15 protein-coding genes, 2 tRNA genes and 3 rRNA genes are annotated in these 23,381 nt (G+C 43.6%); 19 read left to right on the top strand and 1 reads right to left on the bottom strand.

Annotated elements, in window-relative coordinates:
• The 12 genes from U9M98_01110 to U9M98_01165 all read left to right on the top strand — a co-directional run.
• On the top strand, positions 1-718 hold a 718-nt coding region (locus tag U9M98_01110), incomplete at its 5' end, for an ABC transporter ATP-binding protein (protein ID MEA2020307.1).
• A gap of 2 nt (positions 719-720) precedes the next feature.
• The gene (locus tag U9M98_01115) at positions 721-1,767 is read left to right on the top strand and encodes a Fic family protein (protein ID MEA2020308.1); all 1,047 of its coding nucleotides are present in this window, start codon (positions 721-723) and stop codon (positions 1,765-1,767) included.
• Between the two features lie 37 nt (positions 1,768-1,804).
• Positions 1,805-3,598, top strand: a complete 1,794-nt coding sequence (locus tag U9M98_01120) for an ATP-dependent DNA ligase (GenBank protein MEA2020309.1) — start codon at positions 1,805-1,807, stop codon at positions 3,596-3,598.
• A gap of 34 nt (positions 3,599-3,632) precedes the next feature.
• Positions 3,633-6,170, top strand: coding sequence for an HAD-IC family P-type ATPase (locus U9M98_01125; GenBank protein MEA2020310.1), 2,538 nt, complete (start codon positions 3,633-3,635; stop codon positions 6,168-6,170).
• Between the two features lie 116 nt (positions 6,171-6,286).
• A complete protein-coding gene (locus U9M98_01130) occupies positions 6,287-6,673 on the top strand; it encodes a DUF4870 domain-containing protein (GenBank protein ID MEA2020311.1) in 387 nt (128 codons plus the stop codon).
• Between the two features lie 12 nt (positions 6,674-6,685).
• Positions 6,686-7,321 (top strand): protein-L-isoaspartate(D-aspartate) O-methyltransferase, encoded by a 636-nt coding sequence (locus U9M98_01135; GenBank protein ID MEA2020312.1) that lies wholly within the window; start codon positions 6,686-6,688, stop codon positions 7,319-7,321.
• Complete coding sequence (locus tag U9M98_01140) at positions 7,318-7,710, top strand: hypothetical protein (GenBank protein ID MEA2020313.1); 393 nt, start codon at positions 7,318-7,320, stop codon at positions 7,708-7,710. The genes U9M98_01135 and U9M98_01140 overlap by 4 nt, the downstream gene beginning before the upstream one ends.
• A gap of 13 nt (positions 7,711-7,723) precedes the next feature.
• A complete protein-coding gene (locus U9M98_01145; protein MEA2020314.1) occupies positions 7,724-8,554 on the top strand; it encodes a class II fructose-bisphosphate aldolase in 831 nt (276 codons plus the stop codon).
• A gap of 127 nt (positions 8,555-8,681) precedes the next feature.
• Positions 8,682-9,647, top strand: a complete 966-nt coding sequence (locus tag U9M98_01150) for a carbohydrate kinase family protein (protein ID MEA2020315.1) — start codon at positions 8,682-8,684, stop codon at positions 9,645-9,647.
• Between the two features lie 15 nt (positions 9,648-9,662).
• The gene (locus U9M98_01155; protein ID MEA2020316.1) at positions 9,663-10,520 is read left to right on the top strand and encodes a hypothetical protein; all 858 of its coding nucleotides are present in this window, start codon (positions 9,663-9,665) and stop codon (positions 10,518-10,520) included.
• A gap of 108 nt (positions 10,521-10,628) precedes the next feature.
• Entirely contained in the window at positions 10,629-11,366 is a 738-nt protein-coding gene (locus U9M98_01160; protein MEA2020317.1) for a ribonuclease HII, read from the top strand.
• Positions 11,367-11,398: 32 nt separating this feature from the next.
• Positions 11,399-11,587, top strand: a complete 189-nt coding sequence (locus U9M98_01165) for a ferredoxin (protein MEA2020318.1) — start codon at positions 11,399-11,401, stop codon at positions 11,585-11,587.
• Here the strand turns inward: U9M98_01165 and U9M98_01170 are convergent, their stop codons facing one another.
• Positions 11,588-11,818: a hypothetical protein gene (locus U9M98_01170; GenBank protein ID MEA2020319.1), complete on the bottom strand. Its 231-nt coding sequence runs from the start codon at positions 11,816-11,818 to the stop codon at positions 11,588-11,590. It lies immediately after the preceding gene.
• Between the two features lie 316 nt (positions 11,819-12,134).
• Here U9M98_01170 and mnmA point away from each other — a divergent pair, with 316 nt between their 5' ends.
• From mnmA to U9M98_01205, 7 genes are all read left to right on the top strand, one after another.
• Positions 12,135-13,208 carry a tRNA 2-thiouridine(34) synthase MnmA gene (gene mnmA, locus U9M98_01175; GenBank protein ID MEA2020320.1) on the top strand — a complete coding sequence of 358 codons (1,074 nt, stop codon included), beginning with the start codon at positions 12,135-12,137 and terminating at the stop codon, positions 13,206-13,208.
• A 593-nt stretch (positions 13,209-13,801) separates the two neighbouring features.
• Positions 13,802-16,119, top strand: a 16S ribosomal RNA gene (locus U9M98_01180).
• A 311-nt stretch (positions 16,120-16,430) separates the two neighbouring features.
• Positions 16,431-16,508, top strand: a tRNA-Ile gene (locus U9M98_01185).
• A 432-nt stretch (positions 16,509-16,940) separates the two neighbouring features.
• Positions 16,941-17,017, top strand: a tRNA-Ala gene (locus tag U9M98_01190).
• Positions 17,018-17,291: 274 nt separating this feature from the next.
• Positions 17,292-21,757: ribosomal RNA gene (locus U9M98_01195) — 23S ribosomal RNA — on the top strand.
• Between the two features lie 191 nt (positions 21,758-21,948).
• A 5S ribosomal RNA gene (rrf, locus tag U9M98_01200) occupies positions 21,949-22,064 on the top strand.
• The 16S, 23S and 5S rRNA genes sit together here with 2 tRNA genes alongside, the layout of an rRNA operon.
• Before the next feature lie 136 nt (positions 22,065-22,200).
• The gene (locus U9M98_01205; GenBank protein ID MEA2020321.1) at positions 22,201-23,295 is read left to right on the top strand and encodes a S1 RNA-binding domain-containing protein; all 1,095 of its coding nucleotides are present in this window, start codon (positions 22,201-22,203) and stop codon (positions 23,293-23,295) included.
• The last annotated feature ends 86 nt before the right edge of the window (positions 23,296-23,381 follow it).

The following is a 23,381-nucleotide window of genomic DNA, read 5'->3' on the forward strand; positions in this document are numbered from 1 at the left end:
AGGGGATAAGAGATTGGGTCCAGGAATACCTTCTATCTGCGTTAAAAACTTAACATTTACTTATCCTGGGAGGGAAGAACCTACTCTTAGAGATGCGTGTTTTTCTATTGATGCGGGGGAAAAGGTTGCACTGGTGGGTCCTGATGGTTCGGGGGAAACAACCTTGCTTCGGTTGTTATGTGGCTTGTATAAGATTACTCTGGGGGATATATATTATGATGGTGTTTCTATAAAGTCGTTAGCTCGTGGTGAATTAAAAAACAAGATAAGTGCTCTTTTTGAAGACTTTGTCCGTTATAATATGAGTCTTAGAAAGAGCATTGTAATTTCAGATTCAAAGCGCGATTTTGATCGGAAACTTTATAACAAAGTTCTTCGCGTTGCTCTTTTGGATAGATGGATAGCTAGAGAGGGAATAACTGATTCCCAGATTTTGGGTAGAGTTCAAAAAGGCGGTATGGAAATTTCGGCAGCGCACTGGCAAAGAATAGCTTTAGCCCGTTGCTTGTATCGGAATCGTTCAGTATTTTTTATGGATGAGCCCCTTTCTTTGGTGGATAATGTGAAAAGGAAGCGTATACTTAGGAATATATTAGATTTTGTGGGGGAACGGACATTGGTTGTTACTTTGCACGGGTTAGAAGAGGTAAACATGTTTGACCGCCTGTTTAGAGTTAGTAGTGGTAGGATATCTGAAATATCGCTGTCCAAAGACTAATTATGTATAAACCAGAATTTGACATTACAAATAATATTTTAATTAATGTAAGTCGAATTGAAGCGGCAAAGGAATTTATTGACAACGCCCCAATGGTACCTTTATGGGAGCGGCGGTTTAAAAAAGAAGCTGTTGAACGTTCTGTTCATTATGCAACTTCTTTGGAGGGTAATCCTTTGAACTTTACGGAGGTAAAGGAGATTCTTGATAAGGGCGAAGGGCACAGTGTTGTTGCTAGGGAACGTGATATTCAAGAGGTTTTGAACTATCGAGATGCAATTTCTTTTATGGAGGAAATTGAACCTGAGGCAGTGATTGACGAAGATATAATAAAGGAACTTAACGCCGTTATAACTAAAAATATTATTGAGGATAAATACAGGGGTAAATACCGAAGGACAGGTGCTTTTAGTCGTAATACAAAAACAATGGAAAAAGTTCTAGAATGGCCTGACCCTGAAGAAGTCCCTGGTTACATGCAGGAACTTTCTCAGTGGGTTGCAACGGAATCCACAGAAGTCCACCCCATTCTTAAAGCGGGATTACTTCATACCTGGTTGGTACTTATTCATCCTTTCTATGAAGGGAATGGGCGTACCTCTCGAATTCTTTCCACTTTGAGTTTGTCCTTAGATGGTTATGATGTAAAAAGCCTTTTTAGCATGGAGGAGTATTATGATCGAGATGCACGTGGTTACTACCAAGCAATAAAGACTGTTTTGGATTCAAAGGGTGACTATACTAAGTGGTTGGAGTATTTTACATTGGGTTTGGCAATTGAATTTAACAGAGTGCAAGAGCGAGTTTTAAGTTTGAGTCGAGATGCAAATTTAAAAGAAGTAGCTGGTCAGGTGAGGTTGAACCCACGCCAAGAGAAAATAATCTTATTTGTAAATGATTATGGACAGATAAAGAATAAGGATTGGCAAGATTTATTTCCAGACTATTCAGATGATACTATTCTTCGGGATATTCGGGACCTTGTGAACAAAGGTGTTTTGGTTAAGAGAGGGAAAACAAAATCCGCACGGTATGAATTAGCAGCATAAAGACCTTCTTTTTAGTTTTTACTTGGACTTAAGTTAGATGAATTTTTCTAATCTATGTAAATATTTCCAGGACTTGGAAGAAACAAGTTCTGTGACTCAGATGGTTCAGCAATTGGCTGCGTTGTTTGCTGAGGCAGATTTAGCTGAAACCCCACTAATTGCATACCTTTCGCTGGGTCGTCTGAAGCCTATGTATGAATCTCTGGAATTTGGGTTAGCGGAAAAGATGCTTTATAAGGTACTAATAGCCACATACGGGGTAGGGGAAGGGAAGGTAGAAGCTCTTTTTGAGGAAAGGGGAGATTTAGGCTTGGTCGCAATGGAACTTGCTACCGACTTAGGCGTTGGGGATAAAGGGAAGAGTGTAACTCAGGTTTACGAGAAGTTAGTGGAAATAGCTTTGGAGGCGGGTAGAGGCTCACAGGAAAGAAAAATTGCTAAGCTAAAACAACTTTTGGAGAGTGTAAGACCTGAGTCAGCTAAATATATTGTCCGGATTGTTTTGGGTAATATGAGGTTAGGTTTTGCTGAAAAGACGCTAATAGAAGCCCTTTCTTGGCTTGGTGCGGGGGATAAATCTTTAAAGCAAGAAATTGAAGAAAAATATTTTATCTATCCTGATATAGGGAGGATTGCTCAAAAGTTTAAGGAAGATGGGATAGCAGGCATTAAGGATATTAGTATTCGGGCGGGTGTTCCTGTTCAGCCTGCTCTGTGCCAAAGGGGGAAGACAGCAGAAGAAATTATAGAGCGGATGGGTGGGAAAGCAGTTGCTGAATATAAGCTTGATGGGACCAGAGTTCAATTGCATCTGGACCGCAGTCAGGAGGTTGAGGAGAGAGGGCAGGTGATGTTTGAACTAGCAGATATTGAAAAGCCAAAATTCCTTGTAAAAACCTTTACGCGTAATTTAGAGGAAACTACTTATATGTTTCCCGAAATAATAAAAACGGTAGGGGATTTGGAGCTCGAGTCCGTTATTTTAGACGGTGAGGCAATTGCTTACGATCCGAATACGGGAGAGTTCTTGCCTTTTCAACAAACTATGAAGAGGAAACGCAAGTATAAGGTATCTGAGAAAGCAGCGGAGCTTCCACTTAGGTTTTTTGCTTTTGATATCTTGTTTTTAAACGGAAAAAATTACATGGAGCAGCCCCTGATTTCGCGAAGGAAGTTGTTGGAGAGTGTACTGGAAGAAAATGATACGTTGGTGATCACGCCCCAAGAAATTGTGACTAGCGCCCGCGATTTAGCTCAACTAAGAGAGCAAGCTGTAGAGCGGGGTCTAGAGGGGCTGGTAGTTAAACATCTTGACTCTAAGTATGAAGCAGGTAGCCGAGGATACACTTGGCTTAAGTATAAGCGGGAGCAACGAGGAAAGTTAGAAGATACTATAGATGTGGTTGTTTTGGGCTATTACAGAGGTAGGGGCAGAAGGTCGGAGTTAGGTATTGGTGCCTTTTTGGTGGGTGTGTATAACGCTGGGAAAGATAGGATCGAAAGTATTGCAAAAATTGGGACCGGACTTAGTGATAAGGAATGGCGGGAAATGAAAGATATTTGCGATGAAAATTCGCTTCGAGAAAAGCCAAGAAATGCTGTTTTGAGTAAGAAAGTTATTCCTGATATTTGGACTGCTCCAGAAGTTTTTGTTGAGGTGCAGGCTGACGAGATTACGCGGAGCCCAGTCCATACTGCAGGTTCTCAAGGAGAGGATGCTGGGTATGCATTGCGGTTCCCTCGCTTTGTTCGTTGGCGGGAGGATAAAAGTCTTAGTAACATAACTACAGTACAGGAAATAAGAGAATTGTATAAATTGCAGTACAGCTAACTGTTGCTATTTACAGTAAAGATCTCTTTATTTTATGGATAAGTACTACTGTGTAAAAGTTCAAGATGTTTTAGAAAGTTTGGACACTGGGAGGGAGGGGTTATCGAGAGCGGAGGCAGAAAGCCGGTTGGAGAAATACGGTCCTAATAAACTTCCCCGAAGTCGGCGCCTCTCCTTTGTTCGGCTATTTTTGGCTCAGTTTAAGAGTCCTTTTGCAATTATTCTTGGAGTTTCGGGTATTGTTTCTCTTGTTGTTGGGCACCAAAGTGATTTTATTATTATTTTTGCTGCTCTTGCTGTTACCGCGGTAGTAGGGTTCTTGCAGGAGTATAAGGCAAGTAAAGCTTTGGAAAATCTTCGGAAGCTTGTTCGACCCCAGGCAAGTGTTCGGCGTAGTGGAGTTGTTTCTGAAATTAATGCTACTAATATTGTTCCGGGAGATATAGTTTTGCTTAGGGTTGGTGACAAGATTCCTGCTGATGGGAGAATTATTACAGCCCAAAATTTAGAGGTTAATGAGGCTCCATTAACAGGTGAGTCAATACCTTCTTTTAAACAATTGGAAGTCTTGAAAAGAGATGTTGTACTTGCTGATCGTTCCAACATGGTATATGCGGGAACAACTGTCAGCAGGGGAGAAGGTGTTTTTGTGGTTACTCACACTGGAGAAAGTACTGAATTGGGCAAACTTGCCGAGATGATGCGTGGTATTGAAGAGGAAAAGACGCCTCTTCAGCAAAAATTGGCACGCTTAGGTAAGACAGTTGCCATTATTCTAACTGCTGCTTCCGGAGCTGTTTTCTTTTTGGGAATGGCGAGGGGAATTCCCATTCCTGATATATTGATGACCTCAGTTGCTCTAGCAGTTGCATCTGTGCCTGAGGGACTACCAGCTACTCTTACAGTAGTTTTAGCTTTAGGGATGCAGCGCCTTTCCCGGCGGGGCGGCTTAGTTAGAAGTTTACAGGCGGCTGAGACATTAGGTTCAGCAAGTGTTATTTGCGTTGATAAAACTGGTACCTTCACTGAGGGGCAGTTAGCGGTAGAACGCTGGGACTTTTCTCAGGAGGATCTAGGGAAATTAGCTTCTGTCCTTTGTAATAATAAGCAGAATTACATCGATCAAGCCTTGTTAGGAGAGTTTGGAAATGATGATGAATTTGATTCTTTCCAGAAGATTTTGGAAGTACCCTTCACTTCAAGTCGTAAATATATGGCAGTAGCTGTAGAGCAGAAGGGCAGGAGGAATGAGGGATTTAGAGAAAATTACATCTTTATAAAGGGTGCGCCGGAGATTATTCTTTCTAAATGTAACTTTTCTCCAAAGCAACGCGATCAATTTGAACAACAGGTTGAGCAGTGGGCAAATGCGGGGTTGCGGGTTTTAGGTCTTGCTTTTAAGCAGGGTGAACAAGATTTTGATTTTCAGGAGGAGCTAATGCAAAGCGCAGAGCAAGGTTTTACCTTTTTGGGATTGGTAGCATTTTCCGACCCTCTGCGTCCTGAAGTTCAGGGGGCAATGGAGAAGTGTATTACTGCTGGTATTCGGGTGGTTATTGTAACAGGGGACCACAAGCTAACCGCACTTAGTATTGCAAAACAGGCTGGTTTAGTAGTAGAAGAATCCCAGGTTGTAGAGGGGCAAGAATTAGGAAAGATGGCTGATAGGGAATTGCAAAGGGAGGCGGATAATGCGGTTATTTTTGCCCGAGTCGAGCCGCGCCATAAAGTTCGTATTTTAAATGCATTACGAGCCAACGGTGAGGTAGTGGCAATGACTGGGGATGGTGTAAATGATGCGCCTGCACTTAAGATCGCAGATATTGGTGTGGCTTTAGGTTCTGGGACAGATGTTGCCAAGGAAGCAGCAGATTTGGTTCTGACCGACGATAATTTTGGGACAATTGTTGCTGCTATAGAACAAGGACGGATAGTTTTTGAAAATATTCGAGAGGTTGCTCTTTATTTACTTTCAGACTCTTTTCAAGAAATCCTTTTGGTGGGAGGTAGCATTATATTTGGGTGGCCTTTGCCTATGCTTCCGGCTCAAATCCTCTGGGTGAATTTTGTGGAAGATGGATTTCCAGGTGTTGCGCTTGCTTTCGATTCTGGTGAAGGGGAGGTTATGCGGAAGTCCCCCCGCGAAAAGACGGAACCAATTCTTGATAGGGGAATGAAGATCTTAATTTTGCTTGTAGGGTTGATTGATGATATCGGATTTTTAGTCTTGTTTTGGTTGTTGCTTCAAGGAGGCTACCCTCTTCTTGTTGTCCGTAGTTTCATTTTTGCTGCTTTTAGCATGAACTCCCTCTTTTATGTTTTTTCTTGTGCATCTCTTTATCAATCAGTTTTTAACTATAATATTTTCTCTAATAAGCTACTTTTAGGATCTGTCTTGGGAGGGACTGCTTCCGTGATTGCCGCTATGTACTTACCGCCGCTTCAAAAATTGTTGCAGGTAGGTCCTTTACCTGGTTCGTTGTGGCTATTGGTAATTTTGGTAATTGTTCTAGATTTTATTCTTATTGAAACAGCGAAATTTTATTTTATTGTGAAGAATCAATGGGAGTGATACCATGAGTGTGAGAGCGATTAATGCTTTGGTAGCGAATATTTTGGATTCTAGTTGCTGATAAAGGGTTCTGTGATATTCGGGAGTTGAGTTTTTGATTTATAATTTATAACTTTATGCAAAGGGGGGTGATAACTTTGGAAGAAACAGTTCAACCCAGCAAACAAATGAGAACTTCACAAGGTACGGGGTTGGATCCTAATATTGCGGCAGCCCTGTCGTATTTGTTTGGTTTTGTTACTGGTATAATTTTTCTCCTTATTGAGAAGGAAGATAGGTTTGTTAGGTTCCACGCAATGCAATCAATTATTGTTTTTGGAGCATTGTTTATTGCAACTACTGTGATAAACATTATTCCTCTTTTAGGACAACTTATTAGTTTGCTGTTGTCGGTGCTTGGAATTGTTTTGTGGATTATGCTGATGTTTAAGGCTTATCAAGGTGAGGAGTGGGAAGTTCCTGTTTTGGGAAAGATTGCGCGTGAGCAGATGTCAAAGGTGTAGTAACCTTGTTTTATGAACAAGCGTGAGTTCATAGACCTTAGAGAAAAGATGGTCGAATCCCAGCTTGAGGCCAGAGGGATTTCTGATGTACGCGTTTTAGAGGCTTTTAGGAATGTGCCACGAGAGAAGTTTGTCCCCGAGCATTTGCAGGATCTTGTTTACCTTGATTCTCCGCTTTCAATTGGAGAAGGGCAAACTATTTCTCAACCCTACACAGTAGCTTTTATGACAGAGCTCTTGGAATTGGAGCCAGAGAGTAAATTGTTGGAGATTGGGACTGGATCTGGTTATCAGGCAGCTATTTTGGCTGAGATTGTTTCTGAAGTTTATACTATTGAACGCTTGGAAAGCTTGGCAAGGGAAGCAGAAGAAACTCTAAAAGAATTGGGTTACACTAACGTGTATGTAAAGGTTGGGGACGGTAGTGAGGGCTGGCTAGAAGAAGCACCTTTTGATAGGATACTGGTAACTGCAGCTGCTACAGAAATTCCAGAGGCACTGTTTGATCAATTAAGTGATGAGGGAATACTGGTAGCCCCGGTTGGGTCCAGCTTTTCACAGGACATGGTTCGTTTTACAAAAGTTGGTAATAGGCTAGAAAAAGAAAGTTTTGGGAAGTTTAGGTTTGTACCACTAATAGAAGAATGAATTTGAGTACTATTGTTGATAATAATATTGTGAGAATCTTTGTAAATCTGGTTAGTATACTAAGTGGAGGTCTTTTAGGCTTTTTTGCTTTTCAGCTGTCACAAGTTTGGCCAGAGTTAAGGACAATTTTGAAAAGTGTGGTTATTCAAGGCGCGGTTGCTCTTTTAGCTTTGTATACCACTTCCAGCGGCCAGAACTATTTTATTTCTGCATTTCTTCTCGCTGCCCTTTTTCGTTTCTTTTTTGAACAGTACCAGGATTATAAGAGCCATAACTTAGATATTTGGTTCAAAACTCTAGCTAAAAAACCGTCACAAAGTTTTTTAACTATCTATTTTGCTGTTATAGTTTTTTTGTTTATGTATTCTTTGCTTAATTTTATTGGATAAGGGAGCTTTTTTTATGGATTTGAATAGTGTTTTACAGAAAGCAAGACAGGGTAGTTTTGCTCTGGGCGCTTTTAATATTTCTACCTTGGAGCATTTTAAGGCGGTTGTTGGGGCATGTGAGAAGGGAAACCCTGTGATAGCGGAGATGAGTTCGGGTGAAGCAGAATTTTTTGGGATTGAAAATTTCGCTTCCTTAGCTTTGCATTACCGACGGGACTTGGACTACCCGCTTTTCCTCAATTTAGACCATGCTCAGGAGCTTTCCAAGATTGAAAAAGCTTTACAATGTGGATTTGATATGGTCCATTTCGATGGCTCTCATCTTCCGCTAGAGGAGAATATCTTGCAGACAAAAGAGGTTGTTGAGTTAGCACGGGATTATGGTGCTTTGGTTGAGGGTGAGTTGGATCAGGCAGGTGGACACTCTACTATAAAGGATAAGCAGGGGACACCCGTTTTTACAGCTGTTGATGACGCAACTAGGTTTGTTTCCGAAACTGGTGTGGATTTATTGGCATGCTTTTTTGGAAATTTGCATGGGGTTTATGGAGAGGAACTAAGCTTGGATTTGGATCATTTGCAAAACCTTTCTACCAAGTTGAATTGCTTTATTTCTATGCACGGTGGTTCTGGAGTTAGAACAGATGATGTCCAAAAGGCTGCACAGGGCGCAGTGGTAAAAGTAAATGTAAATACAGAGCTTAGGATGGCGTGGTCTACTGCACTTCGCGAGGCATTAGAAAATAGTCCTGAGGAGATTGTTCCGTATAAGGTTTTACCTCCAGTGGTTGAAAGCATTAAAGGTGTTGTTGAAAGAAAGCTTGCTTTATTGCACGGAAGTTAATTTCAACACTTATTTACTATTGTTTACTACACTTGACAATACTTAGCAGGTGTTTGTAAAAAATATAGTAAAGTATAGAATAATAAAGTATAGAAAAGAGTCGTAAAATATTGTTCTTAACTTCGTTATGTTTGATATTGTTACCATAGGTCATTCAACAGTTGATTATTTTTTAGGGCTTGGAAGTGCGGATATTGCTTTTGGTGAAGACGACGACTCTCTACTTTGTATTGATTTTGCAGATAAGATACCTGTAGAAAATTTTAAGAAGGGTGTGGGCGGTAACGCTGCTAATACAGGGGTGGGGTGTGCTCGGCTTGGTTTGAATACTGCCATTGTTTCCTGGATTGGCAAAGACTTGGAAGGTGAGTTAGTGTTAAAGACTCTTAAAGAGGAAAATATTGAGTTATTATGGGTACGTATTTCTGAGGAGGAAATTACAGATCAATCAGTTATTTTGAATTTTGAAGCTGAGCGTACTATCCTTTCTTATCACTGTCCCCGGACACTTCTAATTCCTGCTGATGCACCTGAGTCAAGACTTATTTATTTGACCTCAGCAGGTCGCGCTTTTGAAGAGGTTCATCCGCAAGTTTTACAGTATGCTGAGGGTGCTGGGGCAAAGCTAGCTTATAATCCAGGTTCCTACGAGTTGGCGGGGGGTTTGAGTGTCAACAAGGGGGTTTTAGAGCACTGTGCAATTCTTATTTTAAATAGCGAGGAAGCGGGTGAATTGGCGCGTGGGAAATTTGTTAGTTTTAGTAAAGATGAGAGAGCTGCAGAGATAGGCGAACTTATGCATGAACTAAGAGAAGCGGGGCCAGAAACGATAGTGGTTACTGATGGTTCGTTTGGTTCCTATGCTTTTGACGGTGAGAATATTGTTTTTTGTCCTTCGATAGAGACACAAGTGGTAGAGATGACGGGTGCTGGGGATGCATTTTCTGCAGGGTTTCTTTCTGCTTGGGTTGAAGACAAGAGTCTTAAAGAATCTCTTCAGTGGGGTAACACTAATGCTGCTTCTGTTATTTCGGAAGTTGGTTGTCAGGAAGGCCTTTTGTCACGGGAAAAGCTTCTTGAGCAGCTACCTTAGATTTTTTAGTATCCTATGGCTATAGACTTTGAAAAACTTTTGTGGCTTAAGTTGGATTTTGATTTTGCTGCTTTCCAGCAAGAGCTGAGGGAAATAGCACAAACTTTATGGCAGGGGTGGAGTGAAATCGGAAAACTGGACTGTGCCACAGTGTATACAGATCCTACATATTCTCCAGAAATACGGTTTTTGGTTTGTAATAGGGACCGCCTCCGGATTATTGGTTTGGTGTTTTTAGCCTTTTTTGCTTTACCTCTCCTTTTCAGGATTTTGGTGAGTGTGGTTAATTTTGTTGCTTTTCTTCTAAGTTTAATTTACGGGGCTCTTGCTAAAATTTTTCAATTTGAGGCGGGAGAAATAGATACGGTAGTAGTGAAGAGGGAAGAGAAAGAGCGTCGGGAGGAGCTTACAGCTGAGGAAGAAGAATTGACATCTTTTGGAAAAAGGGAATGGAAGTTTGTCACAAAAATTAGGGAGTGGGGCAATCGTTTGTTTGCTTTTCAAAAAAGGTTAAGAGGTCTTGGCTTGAACAGGATCAGGTGGAGGTTTCTCAGAGAAATGCTCTTTTTTGAACAGAGTAATGAAAACTTGGCCGGACCTGTCTGGAGTGCTTTCTTCCTTTTTACTACTGTTATTAGTCCTTTAGTAGGACTTTCCCTTCTTGTCCCTATTCAATTGTTTTTTTCTTCTCTTTTGGGTTTTTATGCCGTTTACAGAATAGTTCGCTATAAAGTGCTTTTGGATCCAAAAATGTCTTACTATTGGGAGGGGAAGCGAGGGCCTGGTCTTTACATTCTTGCGGGGTTGTTGCTTTTTCTTTATGTAATAATTCTTCTAACTGCATTCTTCCTCCTACAGTTGCTTTGGCTTTAGGTTACTGGTACTGGCAAATCTAGAGTTATATTCTTGTTCTGTGTTTTGATTTTATGTGAGCTTGCGTAGATAATGTTTTAAAAGTTTCGCAAGTGTTAAAATTAAGTTATGAAAGTACTTGGAATAGATGAGGCAGGGCGGGGGTGTGTGATTGGACCCATGGCTATTGGAGCGGTAGTTTTTGAAGAAAGTACTCTTGGTTGTTTAGAAAAATTAGGGGTTAAGGATTCTAAGGATCTTTCTCCCAAAAAGCGCGAGGAACTTTTTCCCCGGATCAAAGAAAAGGCTAACTCCTTTGAAGTTAAATTAATTTCTCCCGCTGATATTGATGAATTCAGTTTAAACCAAATAGATCTCCAGCAAATTATTTTTTTCATTACTAGTTTTAAACCAGACAAGGTTATTATTGATGTTCCTGCTAACCCTGACGGAGTAGCTAATTTTGTTAAGGCCGTCAGGTTGGGTTTAGGGGAATTTGTTAACAAAAAGCTGCCGCATTCCCAAGCCCCGGGGGCTTATGCAGACCTGCCTGCTGGCAAGGCAGGTCTAGCCCCCGGGGCTTTTTCTGTAGCGGGTTCATTGCCCGAATTGATTGGAGAGAACAAAGCAGATGAGAAATATCCTATTGTTTCTGCTGCTTCTATTTTAGCTAAAGTTGAACGGGACCGAGCCATTGGTGCTCTACATAAAGAGTATGGGGATTTCGGTTCTGGTTATATGAGTGACGAGCAGACTCAAAAATTTTTACGGGAGTGGTTTAAGAATAACCGTGATTTTCCCCCTATTGTCCGTAGTAAATGGTCTTCGGTAAAAAGTTTTTTTGAAAAACAGCAGGGGCTGATTTAATTTGTATATGTGATTTGAAAGGAGGTGTAAAAATGCCAGATAGAAAGCTGAAAATTGATAAGGAGCTCTGCATTGGCTGCGGATTGTGCACCGTTATTGCAGGGAAGACTTTTGAATTAGGTGAGGACGGAAAAGCAGTTATTGCTGATCCCCAAGGTAATTCTGAAGATGAAATTCAAGAGGCAATTAATTCGTGTCCTGTTAGTGCTATTAGTTGGTAGTTACTGTCTCTTTTTTAATTTGTTGAGCTCCTCTTTGGTATTTCTAATTAGAGCGCTGAGGACACCCACATCTTGGCAAACCCCTTCCCAGGAAGCGTTGTCATGCCAACCATCTCCCCCGTGTTCAAAAGCATATTGACTGCGACCCGCCTTTACTTCCAGTTGTTTTTTTAACTTTTCTAATCGTTTTTCTAAATATCTGATTTTTTCTTTCTTTGTTGGCGGGTTCATAGTACCTTTTATTATAACAAGATTCTTTTATTTGAAGGGACCTCATGTGGTACTGCCCCCGTAGGATTCTCAGGTTTCAGATTCTTGTTACCAGTCTCTAGTCTCTTCAATCTTTTCTTCCTCCACTGAGACCTCCAAGGACTAGACAAGCTAGACCTTGCAGGTCTCCTAGGTCCGAGTCTCTAGTTACGAGTTACCAGTCTCCAGTTTCTTCTTTCCCATTCGCATCAATTCGTATCAATCCGCACTATTAAATTAGCCATCCCAATTTGCTGTACTAACCTGGCTATTCTCTAGATGGTAAAATATCTTTGTTATGAGGAATATTCCTGAGGATTCAAAAATTGTAGTAGCAATGAGTGGGGGAGTAGACAGTGGAACAGCAGCGTATCTTTTGGTAGAAGCTGGTTACGAAGTGGTGGGTGTTTTTATGCAGCATTTGGATAATATGGATGAACAAAGAGAATCAGCCCAAGCCACAGCAAAAAAATTGGATATTCCTCTGGAGGTTGTAGATTACCGGGTTGAGTTCCGGAAGGTGGTTGTAAACTACTTTATTTCTGAGTATAAGCTAGGCAGGACTCCAAATCCTTGTGTGGTGTGTAATAAATGGATTAAGTTTGGAAAGCTTTTGGAGCATTCGAAGAAAAGAGGTTGCCAATATTTAGCTACTGGTCATTACGCAAGAATAAAAAGTTCCCTTGAAGGAAAGCAGGGTTCAAACAGGTTTAATTTGTTAATGGCTAGGGATAAGAGTAAAGACCAGTCTTACTTTTTGTGGCAATTAGACCAAAACCAATTTGAACAAGTTCTGTTTCCTATTGGTGATAGAAAGAAGGAAGGTATAGTGAAAATAGCTAGAGAGAAACACTTACCTGTTGCCAAAAGACCAGAGTCTTTTGAAGTCTGTTTTGTGGGGGGTAGCCTCAGGTCCTTTTTGGAGAGGTACATTCCTTCAAAAATTGAGCCTGGTCCAGTAAAGGATACGCACGGTGAAATTATTGGTAAGCATTATGGTCTCCCTTTTTACACATATGGTCAGCGAAGAGGATATGATCTTACTAAGTACCAAGGAATTCCTTTGTATGTAATAGAAAAAGATTACGAAAGCAACGCGTTAATTGTTGGGCGTGGTGCTGAAAGCGAGGTTAATGAATTTAAATTAGAAGATGTTAATTGGATTATACCTCCAGAAGGTAACAAACTTAATTGTATGATTAGGATTAGACATCAGGGTCAACTTATCCCAGGCACTATTGTTATTCAAAGCAGGTTCAAGCCCAAAGTTGTTTTGGATTACGGGGAAAGAGGGGTTGCTCCTGGGCAAAGTGCAGTTTTTTACAACGGCGAAGCAGTTCTTGGTGGTGGAGTTATCTCTCTTAGGAGTTAGGTTTAATCACTTTATGAGAAGTTTTAGGTATGTATGAGACTCTTTACCAACCTTTATTTTTATAGTTAGAACCCCGTTTTGAGTGTTGACAGTTTGGGTTAATCTTGATACCATCATTTGTAGAATGAACGGAGGTTCTAAAGCAATTGGAAATCTTTTCCAAGAACTGTGGTAGCTATATGCACAGGGTTTTATGTGGCTGCTGAGCCCCCGTTCGCGGGGGTTTTTTGATGGTTACTTACGAGTTCCCGAACGAGTTTAGGAACCAACAATTTCGAGGCTCTGGCCGAGAAATCAAAAGAGCGGAAATATTCTATTTTGGTTTCTCCCCGAACCTCGAAACGGGTCGGAACTTGGTTTGCTTAGTGCGAGTTTGAATAGTGCGTGTTTGTGCGAATAGGAGATAAGAAAAATATTTTTGATTTGCAGTATAAATTCGCAGAATTTAGATTCGCATGTAATTTGCATCTTAACCACGTAAAGTTCCGACAAGTCGGAACCACGTGGTCGGCGGTACTTGCTTATCCCGCATCAAATGGTGCTGGGGCTACCGCTCGCACCTTGACAATCAAAAAGTGGAAAGAGCGAAGTTCAATTTTTAGAGTTTGATCCTAGCTCAGGGCGAACGCTGGCGGCGTGCCTAAGGTATGCAAGTCGAACGCTCGACCTTCGGGTCGAGCGTGGCGGACGGGTGAGTAACACGTGGGAACGTGCCTCCGACACGGGAGTAACCCGGAGAAATCCGGGATAATACCCGATGGTGTCCCGATCCTCGGATCGAGACTAAAGGCTCCGGTGGTCGGAGATCGGCCCGCGTCCCATCAGCTAGTTGGTAGGGTAATAGCCTACCAAGGCAATAACGGGTAGGGGGTGTGGGAGCATGACCCCCCACAATGGCACTGAGAAAAGGGCCATACTCCTACGGGAGGCAGCAATCAGGAATCTTGCACAATGCCCGAAAGGGTGATGCAGCGACGCCGCGTGGAGGAAGAAGGCCTTCGGGTTGTAAACTCCTGTTAAGAAGCCACGGCAAACTACGTGCCAGCAGCAGCGGTCATACGTAGGTGGCAAGCGTTGCCCGGTATTATTGGGCGTAAAGAGTGCGTAGGCGCCTTGTTAAGTTCCTTGTGAAATCCCTCCGCTCAACGGAGGAAAGACTAGGAATACTGGCAGGGTAGAGGTAAGCAGAGGAAAGTGGAATCTCGGGAGGAGGGGTGAAATCCAATGATCTCCGAGAGAACACCGAAGGCGAAGGCAGCTTTCTGGGCTTATCCTGACGCTGAGGCACGAAAGCGTGGGTAGCGAAAGGGATTAGATACCCCTGCAGTCCACGCCCTAAACGATGCTCGCTAAATATTGGTCCCGAGTTTTTCGGTATCAGTATTGTAGCTAACGCGTTAAGCGAGCCGCCTGGGAATTACGGTCGCAAGACTGAAACTCAAAGGAATTGGCGGGGACCCGCACAAGCGGTGGAGCGTGTGGTTTAATTCGATGATAACCGAAGAACCTTACCAGGGCTTGACATTCCGACGACCGCTCTAGAAATAGAGCTTTCCTTCGGGACGGCGGAACAGGTGTTGCATGGCTGTCGTCAGCTCGAGTCGTGAACCTAAACTCGCGACCTCCTCGAGTAATCGAGGTGTAAAATCCGGCTCATATCGGTGAAATCTTATTGATTTCAATTGCTTTTAAAGTTAATTTGGAATTGATGGATAATACCGAGGGAAGTCGGGCACAAATTATTTTCGCTGTTCGTAAGAATCAAGAACTTAGGCTTACTTCCAGACAAGCACAGATATTAGCAGGTACTATTGTGGGAGACGCTTATATTTACCCAAAGGGGAAGATCCAAATTGAGCACTCTGTTAAAGAACGAGCTTATGTATCTTGGAAGTATGCTGAGTTGCGAAGTCTTGCTTACGGTAAACCATCCTTAGTTCACAGATACGACGAGAGAACGGGAAAAACTTATAAATCCTTAAGGTTTTGGCTACGACAATATTTCAAACCTTTGAGGAAGAAGTTTTACCCAAACGGGAAAAAGATTTTCCCAAAGAACTTTAGTCCTTTGGGCTTTAATTCTTTATCTTTAGCGGTCTTATTTATGGATGATGGGAGTTACTCTAGAGATATGTGTGTCATATCACTTGATGCATTATCTGCGGGGTGTAGAAATAGGTTTACTTGTCTTCTAAGCAATCGTTTTGGTCTTAGAGCAAGAATTTCTTCGAACGGTAAAATTTGCTTTTATTCCAAAAGTAGGGAAAGGCTAATAGATATTATTTCGCCTTATGTAATTCCTTCTTTGGAGTATAAGTTAGTGCCTTGACCCCGTAGAGACTGAAGCTTTATGCTGAAATGTTTTGTTACTGCGAGGTAACTTAGCATTATACGCCGGCCCCCAATTATTGGGGTGAAGGTATAGTCCAAATTCAAGTCTAAATTGAGTTGAAAAAGGAGATGTATGGTTAAGTCCCATATCGAGCGCAACCCCTATTCTGTGTTAGACTCCCGATTTATCGGGATGATGTCACAGGAAACTGCCTCGGAAACGGGGAGGAAGGTGGGGATGACGTCAAGTCAGTATTGCCCTTATGTCCTGGGCGACACACGCGCTACAATGGCCGGTACAATGGGCTGCGACAGGGTAACCTCGAGCTAATCCTCAAAACCGGTCTCAGTTCGGATTGGGGTCTGCAACTCGACCCCATGAAGTCGGAATCGCTAGTAATCGCCGGTCAGCCATACGGCGGTGAATACGTTCTCGGGTCTTGCACACACCGCCCGTCAATTGGGAAAAGTTGGGAATGCCCGAATCCCGAGTTTAGCTTGGGAGAAGGCAGGCTCAGCAATTAACAATAAGTCGTAACAAGGTAGCCGTAGGGGAATCTGCGGCTGGATCACCTCCTTTCTAGGGAGTTTGATAAAACTCTTACCGAATTTACGCGGATTTATAACGGATAACCGCCGATAAATCTGCGGTAGGAGTTAAAAACTTTGCTTCTCACGAGCAAAGTGGTTAAGTTTGCTAGATAAGCTTTGAAATCTAGCACTGACCTTCCATTAATCTGATCCCGCTGGTTGGTGGGACTGGATTGGAAGGATAATAAAGCTCTTTCCACTTTTTGGCTGTTAAGGCAGAGATAATCACGGATAAAAGAGTGGATTATCACGGAATTTTTCAGTGATTATCCTTCTTCTTTCAGTGATGATCTCTTTTAGGGGCTGTTAGCTCAGGCGGCTTAGAGCGCCTCTCTGATAAGGAGGAGGTCCCAGGTTCGAGTCCTGGACAGCCCACCACCCCGACATCCAAAACCGACTTCGTCGGTTTCCGTCGGGGCAGGCCTTGACGAGAACTATTTTTTTTTAGTTCAATATGTCAGGGTGCCCCGTAGGAAGCGTTCTTACGCTTTGTGTTAGGGAGCAATTTCCGGAGAAAAACTAACCTATGAAATCTAGATTACAACTAATTTTAAATCCTACCCGTTTGTTAGGTACTTCTAGGTTTGCTTTCTTTTAGGTAGTTTTTTCTGGAACTGAAAACTAAATATGGATGAGACCCTTCGAATCGGCACGCCGAGCGCGGAGTTTCATTGAGGTTTCTCGGAAACCTCGAAACTAATTCGCCAGCTCAAATTCTCGGAAGAGTTTGATGGCTTATTGTAGTTTCTCGGCAACCCTCGAAACTAACTCAGCTTACTAAATTCGGAGACGAATTTAGAGCTTTATTGAGGGGCTGTGGCGCAGTGGCTTAGCGCATCACATTTGCAATGTGAGGGTCGTGGGTTCGAATCCCACCAGCTCCACCACCCCGACATCCAAAACCGACTTCGTCGGTTTCCGTCGGGGCAGGCCTTGACGAGAACTATTTTTTTTTAGTTCAATATGTCAGGGTGCCCTGAACCCAGCGTGGTTCGGGGCAGCTTGAGAACGAGTGGGCTGTTCAACATCGCCTTCGGCGATGGCACCTTGCCCCAGAACTATACCGGCAGACCGGTAAGTTCGGGGCTGCAGAGCTCATTTCGTTCGCTCTTTGAAAACTAAATAGCAGGAAACAAATTGTAAAATCCGTATAGGATACTCAATCTAACTACGGGTGTGTGGCGAATGCCTAGGCACTTGGAGCCGAGGAAGGACGTGGTATGCTGCGATAAGCTTCGGGGAGCTGCAAACAAGCGTTATTACCCGGGGATTTCCGAATGGGGCAACCTGCTCGCGTGTAAGCGCGAGCGCCTCTGATCCGTCTTTTGGCGGAGATGGGGTGGCAACCCGGCGAAGGGAAGCATCTTAGTAGCCGGAGGAAAAGAAACCAACCTTGTCCCTTGGACAAGGAAATTCCAATAACCAAATTACAAATAACAAATAAATTACAAATGACAAATTCCAAATGACAAACGGTGGAAATCCGATTTTGGGATTTTAGATTTGTTTGGAACTTGTGATTTTGGATTTTGGATTTCCTCGCCCAGGGGGCGAGGCCATTCCCTAACTAGCGGCGAGCGAACGGGGAACAGCCCAAACCTTGTCCTTCGGACAAGGAAATCACAATAATCAAATTACAAATAACAAATAAATTACAAATGACAAATTTCAAATGACAGACGGTGAGAACCCGATTTTGGGATTTTAAATTTTGTATTTGTTTGGAACTTGTGATTTTGGATTTTGGATTTCCTCGCCCGGAGGGCGAGGTGTTGTAGGGCCAGCAGTAACGGAAGTAAGTATTTTGGTTTTTAGGAGAAAGCTACTGGAAAGGGCTACCAAAGAAAGTAATAGTCTTGTATTCAAAAAAAACCAAACTTCCAAGCTGGTTCCTGAGTACCACGAGTCACGTGAAACCTTGTGGGAATCTAGGAGGATCACCTCCTAAGGCTAAACACTCCGAGTGACCGATAGTGAACTAGTACCGTGAGGGAAAGGTGAAAAGCACCCCGGAAGGGGAGTGAAATAGAACCTGAAACCACACACTCACAAGCTTACAGAGCCTTGTCCGTAGGACAGGCTTACTGATTTTCGCTGATCGTGGCTGATTTTCGCTGATATAATGTCGGCGTGAATCCGTTTCCAATCGGCGTTAATCTGTACGCCCGTTCTGCGGGCGAGGTGATGTAGTGCCTATTGAAGAATGAACCGGCGAGTTCCTAACTGATGCAAGCTTAAGCACTTAAGGTGCGTAGGCGTAGGGAAACCAAGTTCCCCGTTTACGGGGGCAGGTCTTAAACGGGCCTTAGTATCAGTGAGGAGACCCGAAGCCAGGTGATCTAGCCATGAGCAGGGTGAGTTTCGATGAAAGTCGAAAGGAGGCCCGAACCAGTCAGTATTGCAAAACTGTTGGATGACTTGTGGCTAGCGGTAAAATGCCAATCGAACCTGGTTATAGCTGGCTCTCCCCGAAATATGTTTAAGCATAGCGCTTGCTTAGTGAGTGAGGGTAGAGCTACTGGATGGGGCTTGGGACCGAAAGGGACCAACCCCAACCAAACTCCGAATATCACTCACTTTGGCAGGTAGTCAGGCTATGGAAGATAAGTTCCATGGTCAAGAGGGAAACAGCCCAGACCGACGGTTAAGGTCCCTAAATTCGGGCTAAGTGGTAAAGGTAGTGAAGTTACTTAGACAGCTAGGAGGTTGGCCTAGAAGCAGCCATCCTTTAAAGAGTGCGTAAAAGCTCACTAGTCTATCCTTCTCGATTTATCGGGAGGGCTATGTAGCTTTGCGCCAAAAATTTATCGGGGCTCAAGCCCGATACCGAAACCGCGGCCTTGTCCCTTGGACAAGGAAATTCCAAGCAACAAATTCCAAGCTCCAAACGTTTGGGATTTTCTCGCCCAGGGGGCGAGGGGTAGGGGAGCGTTCCATTCTGCTGTGAAGGTCAAATGTAAATTTGGCTGGAGCGTATGGAAGTGAGACTGCCGGTATGAGTAGCGATAATCCCGGTTAGATTCCGGGACGCCGAAAGCCCAAGGTTTCCTCCGCAATGCATATCAGCGGAGGGTTAGTCGGTCCTAAGCTGAGGTCGAAAGGCGTAGGTGATGGACAACAGGTTAATATTCCTGTACCACCTTTAGTGCGTTCTACCACGCTTAGCGTGGTTATTACCAATGGGGGGACGGAGCTTGAAAAGCTAAGCCGTTTCCGATTTATCGGAGGAGGTTTAAACAGCAAGGTAGGATTGGTAGGTAAATCCGCCAATCCGTTTTCATGCATTTAGCGTGAAGTAACCGAGCTGTGATGACGAGCTGTCAAAAGCGAGTTGGCTGGTTTAAGCTCCCAGGAAAAGCCTCTAGGAAGTGCTAAAGGTGTCCGTACCGAAAACTGACACTAGTGGGCGAGGTGAGTATCCACAGGCGACGGGAGAACGATGGTTAAGGAACTCGGCAAATTATGGGCGTAACTTAGGGAAAAGCCCAGTCCCGATTTATCGGGATCGCAGTGAAAAGGCCCTGCCGACTGTTTATCAAAAACACAGGTCTCTGCTTAACCCGTAAGGGGATGTATAGGGGCTGACGCCTGCCCAGTGCCGGAAGGTTAAAAGGACTTGTTCGCAGGACAAGTCTACTGATTTCCGCTGATGGATAGCTATTTCCGCTGATTTTTATCGGCGTTAATAGGCTATGATCGGTGTTAATCGGTGGGCTCGCCCTGCGGGCGAGAAATTGAAGCCCCGGTGAACGGCGGCGGTAACTATAACCGTCCTATGGTAGCGCAATCCCTTGCCGCTTAATTGGCGGCCCGTCCGAAAGGCGTAACGAGTGGGGCACTGTCTCGACCATCGACCCGGCGAAATTGAAATATCTGTGAAGATGCGGATTTCCTGCACCAGGACAGAGAGACCCCGTGGAGCTTTACTACCTCTTAGTGTTGGGTTAGTGTCTGGTTAGCGAAGCGTAGGCGGTAGGCTATGAATCCCGACTTCTGGGTCGGGAGGAGCCGCCCATGAGACACCGCCCTTTCCAGAGGCTAAGTCTAACTCTTGACCATTATCTGGCGGGAGGACACCGCTTGGTGGGTAGTTTGACTGGGGCGGTCGCCTTTTAAAGAGTACCAAAGGTGCCCAAAGGTTCCCTAAGCCCGGATGGAAATCGGGTGGTTAGTGTAAAGGCACAAGGGAGCCTAACTGTGAGACTGACAGGTCGAACAGTAGCGAAAGCTGGGCTTAGCGACCCTCCGAAGCCATGTGAGTGGCCCGGAGACAACGGATAAAAGTTACCCCGGGGATAACAGGTTAGTCGCGCCCGAGAGTCCGTATTGCCGGCGCGGTTCGACACCTCGATGTCGGCTCATCCTATCCTGGGGCTGAAGAAGGTCCCAAGGGTTTGGCTGTTCGCCAATTAAAAGGGTACGTGAGCTGGGTTCAGACCGTTCAGTGGCTGAAGGTATTTGGCCTTTGAACCGTCTGAACCCTTTACGAATCGAGAAACGGCGGCCTAGGGAAGTAATTCCCTATGGAGAAATTGGCTCATATCGATGGAGTCCTAATTGCACAATAACCTGTCGTGCGCTAGGATAATATCGAGGGAAGCTAAGTGTACCTTATTCTGTGATGACTACAGCGGAAAAAGCTTATATCGCAGGTTTTTTGGATGCTGATGGAAGCATTTATGTAAGGCTTAAACCGAATGAAGATTATCGATATAATTTTCAGGTTGCGCCATACATTGTCTTTTATCAGAAAAAGAACCAAGTAAGGGTTCTTGAGTATATCCAAAATCTGTTAAATATTGGTTACTTACGATACCGAAAAGACGGTATTGTGGAGTATACGATTGGTGATGTAGCTGGTTTGCGTAGTCTTATTGCCATTGTCCGTGATTATCTGGTTCTTAAGCGAAGGCGATTATGTCTTTTGGAAGAAATATTGTCTCGAAAGGAAGATATTAATTCGCCAGAGGACTTTTTGGCTTTAGCCAAATTGATTGATAAATTTGAGGATTTGAATTATTCACAAAAACGAACGGTGACCAGTAAGAAAGTAGCTTTGTCATTGAAAGAAAAAGGTTTGCTTTAGCCCCGTAGAGACTTCTCTAAGTTTTAGAGAGATGGCAACTTAGGTTGCCATAATACGCCAATCTCCCGTTCGCCAGTTGGCGAATTCGGGATGAAGGTATAGTCCATACTTTTAGTGATAGGAGGTTTATATGCGTGAGACAGGTCGGTCCCTATCCGGTGCAGGCGTTCGGTTTTTGAGGGAATCTCTTGTCAGTACGAGAGGACCACAAGGGGCAAGCCTCTAGTGCACCAGCTGTTTTTTAAAGCATCGCTGGGTAGCTACGCTTGTTGAGGATAACCGCTGAAAGCATCTAAGCGGGAAGCCCTTCCCAAGATTAAAAACCGTAGCCTGTCCGTAGGACAGGCTTACTGATACTCGCTGATTTGTAGCTGATTTTCGCTGATATTGTATTGGCGTTAATCCGTTTCCAATCGGCGTAAATCGGTAAGCCCGCCCTGCGGGCGGGTGAGAGGTCCCTGGAAGACTACCAGGTTGATAGGCGGTAGGTGTAAGCTCCGCAAGGAGTGTGCGGATAGCGAATATACGCGAATTTAATTCTGCGAATTTTTGCGAATAAGAAAGGAAATTTTCCTTCCATTTGCATTTATTTGCTATTTTTAAATTTGCGACCGATTCGCATCCTAGCCGAGCCGTACTAATGACCGAAGGATTGAGTATCCTTTACGGGTTTTACAATTTAGAAAACTGCTATTTAGATCTAATGCAAGAGAAATTTGGAAGTAATAGTGTCCCGGTGTCTTTAGCAGAGAAGAAACACCCGATCCCACTCCGAACTCGGAAGTTAAGCTCTCTAGCGCTGAAGATACTGTGCCCTTGTGGCAGGGGAAAATAGGTCGACGCCGGGACATTTTTGCTTTTGAATATTAGTGAGGGTAGTGAAGTAAGCTATTGCGTAGTTTATCCGTGCTAGCGCCCGAGTGGGCGCTTTTTTTGTTGCTGAACATTGAAGTCAAAGGGTTTTTGCGGTAAAATATTTTTGTTATGGTAGCTGCTAATTTAGAAAAATTGTTAGAAAAGGAAGAGTTTCTACCCAAACGGTATAACCGTGGTGATGTGGTAGAGGGTAAGGTTATAAAGAAGAATGAGGGAGCTCTTTTTTTAGACATTGGAGCAAAATCGGAGGGCTTGGTTAGTGCTGACGATTTTGAAGGTGATTTTGAAAAAGTTTCAGAAGGCGACCGCGTTCTAGCTAAGGTTATACAAAGGCGGGGTTCATCAGGCTTGGTTGTTTTATCAGTACGTGATGCATCTGATGAGCGTACATGGCGCGATCTTAGAGAGAAATATGAGAATGGGGAGCGGTTTGATGTTCGGGTTACCAGTTATAATGAGGGGGGGTTAATTGTGGAGCTTACTAGTGATTTGGATGGGTTCTTGCCCATCTCCCACTTGGATTGGTCGCATTTTCCTGTGGATGAAACAAACAGAGCGCATGGAGAACTTAGTGGGAAGGAAGCAGTACTTTCTAGTTTAGTTGGTGAGAACTTGGTGGTTAAAATAATTGAAATGAATCCTGAGCAGGAACGGGTGGTTCTTTCTGAGAAAAAAGCAATGGCAAAAGAGGGTAAGGAGCAGGCGAAGAGCTTTTGGTCAGAATTGGAGGAGGGCGAGACTCGGGTGGGTATTGTTACAGGTATAGTGCCCTTTGGTCTTTTTGTTCGACTTGAGGGTTCTAATGTGGAGGGTCTAGTACATGTCTCAGAAATTTCTTGGAGCAAGGTTTCTGATCCTGGCGAGACATACGATGTGGGAGACCGGGTAAATGTTCAAGTACTTTCTTTTGACACAGATGAGGAGAGAATTTCGCTAAGTATTAAGGCGTTGAAGCCAAATCCGTGGGAAAAGGTCAGAGATAATTATCAGGCTGGTGACCTAGTTACTGGTAAAATTAGTAAAGTTACACCTTATGGAGCTTTTTTGGAACTTGAGGAGGGTGTTGAAGGATTGATTCATGTTTCTGAGACTCTTGGACCCCTTTCTACTGGAGAAAAAGTAACGGCAAAAATAATTGAATTTAAACCGGAAGAACAGCGATTGGGTTTAAGTTTACGGCAAGTTGAAGAGGCTGGGGAATAAGGTTTTCAGATTTTTACAAATGCCACTTAGAAAAATTACGCAGAGAGCAACAAGTGTCCTTCTAAAGAGCCGCGATTTAAGCAGTA

The sequence above is a fragment of the Patescibacteria group bacterium genome (assembly GCA_034659915.1).
In the GTDB taxonomy this organism is placed as follows: Bacteria; Patescibacteriota; WWE3; order JAUXAW01; family JAYEID01; genus JAYEID01.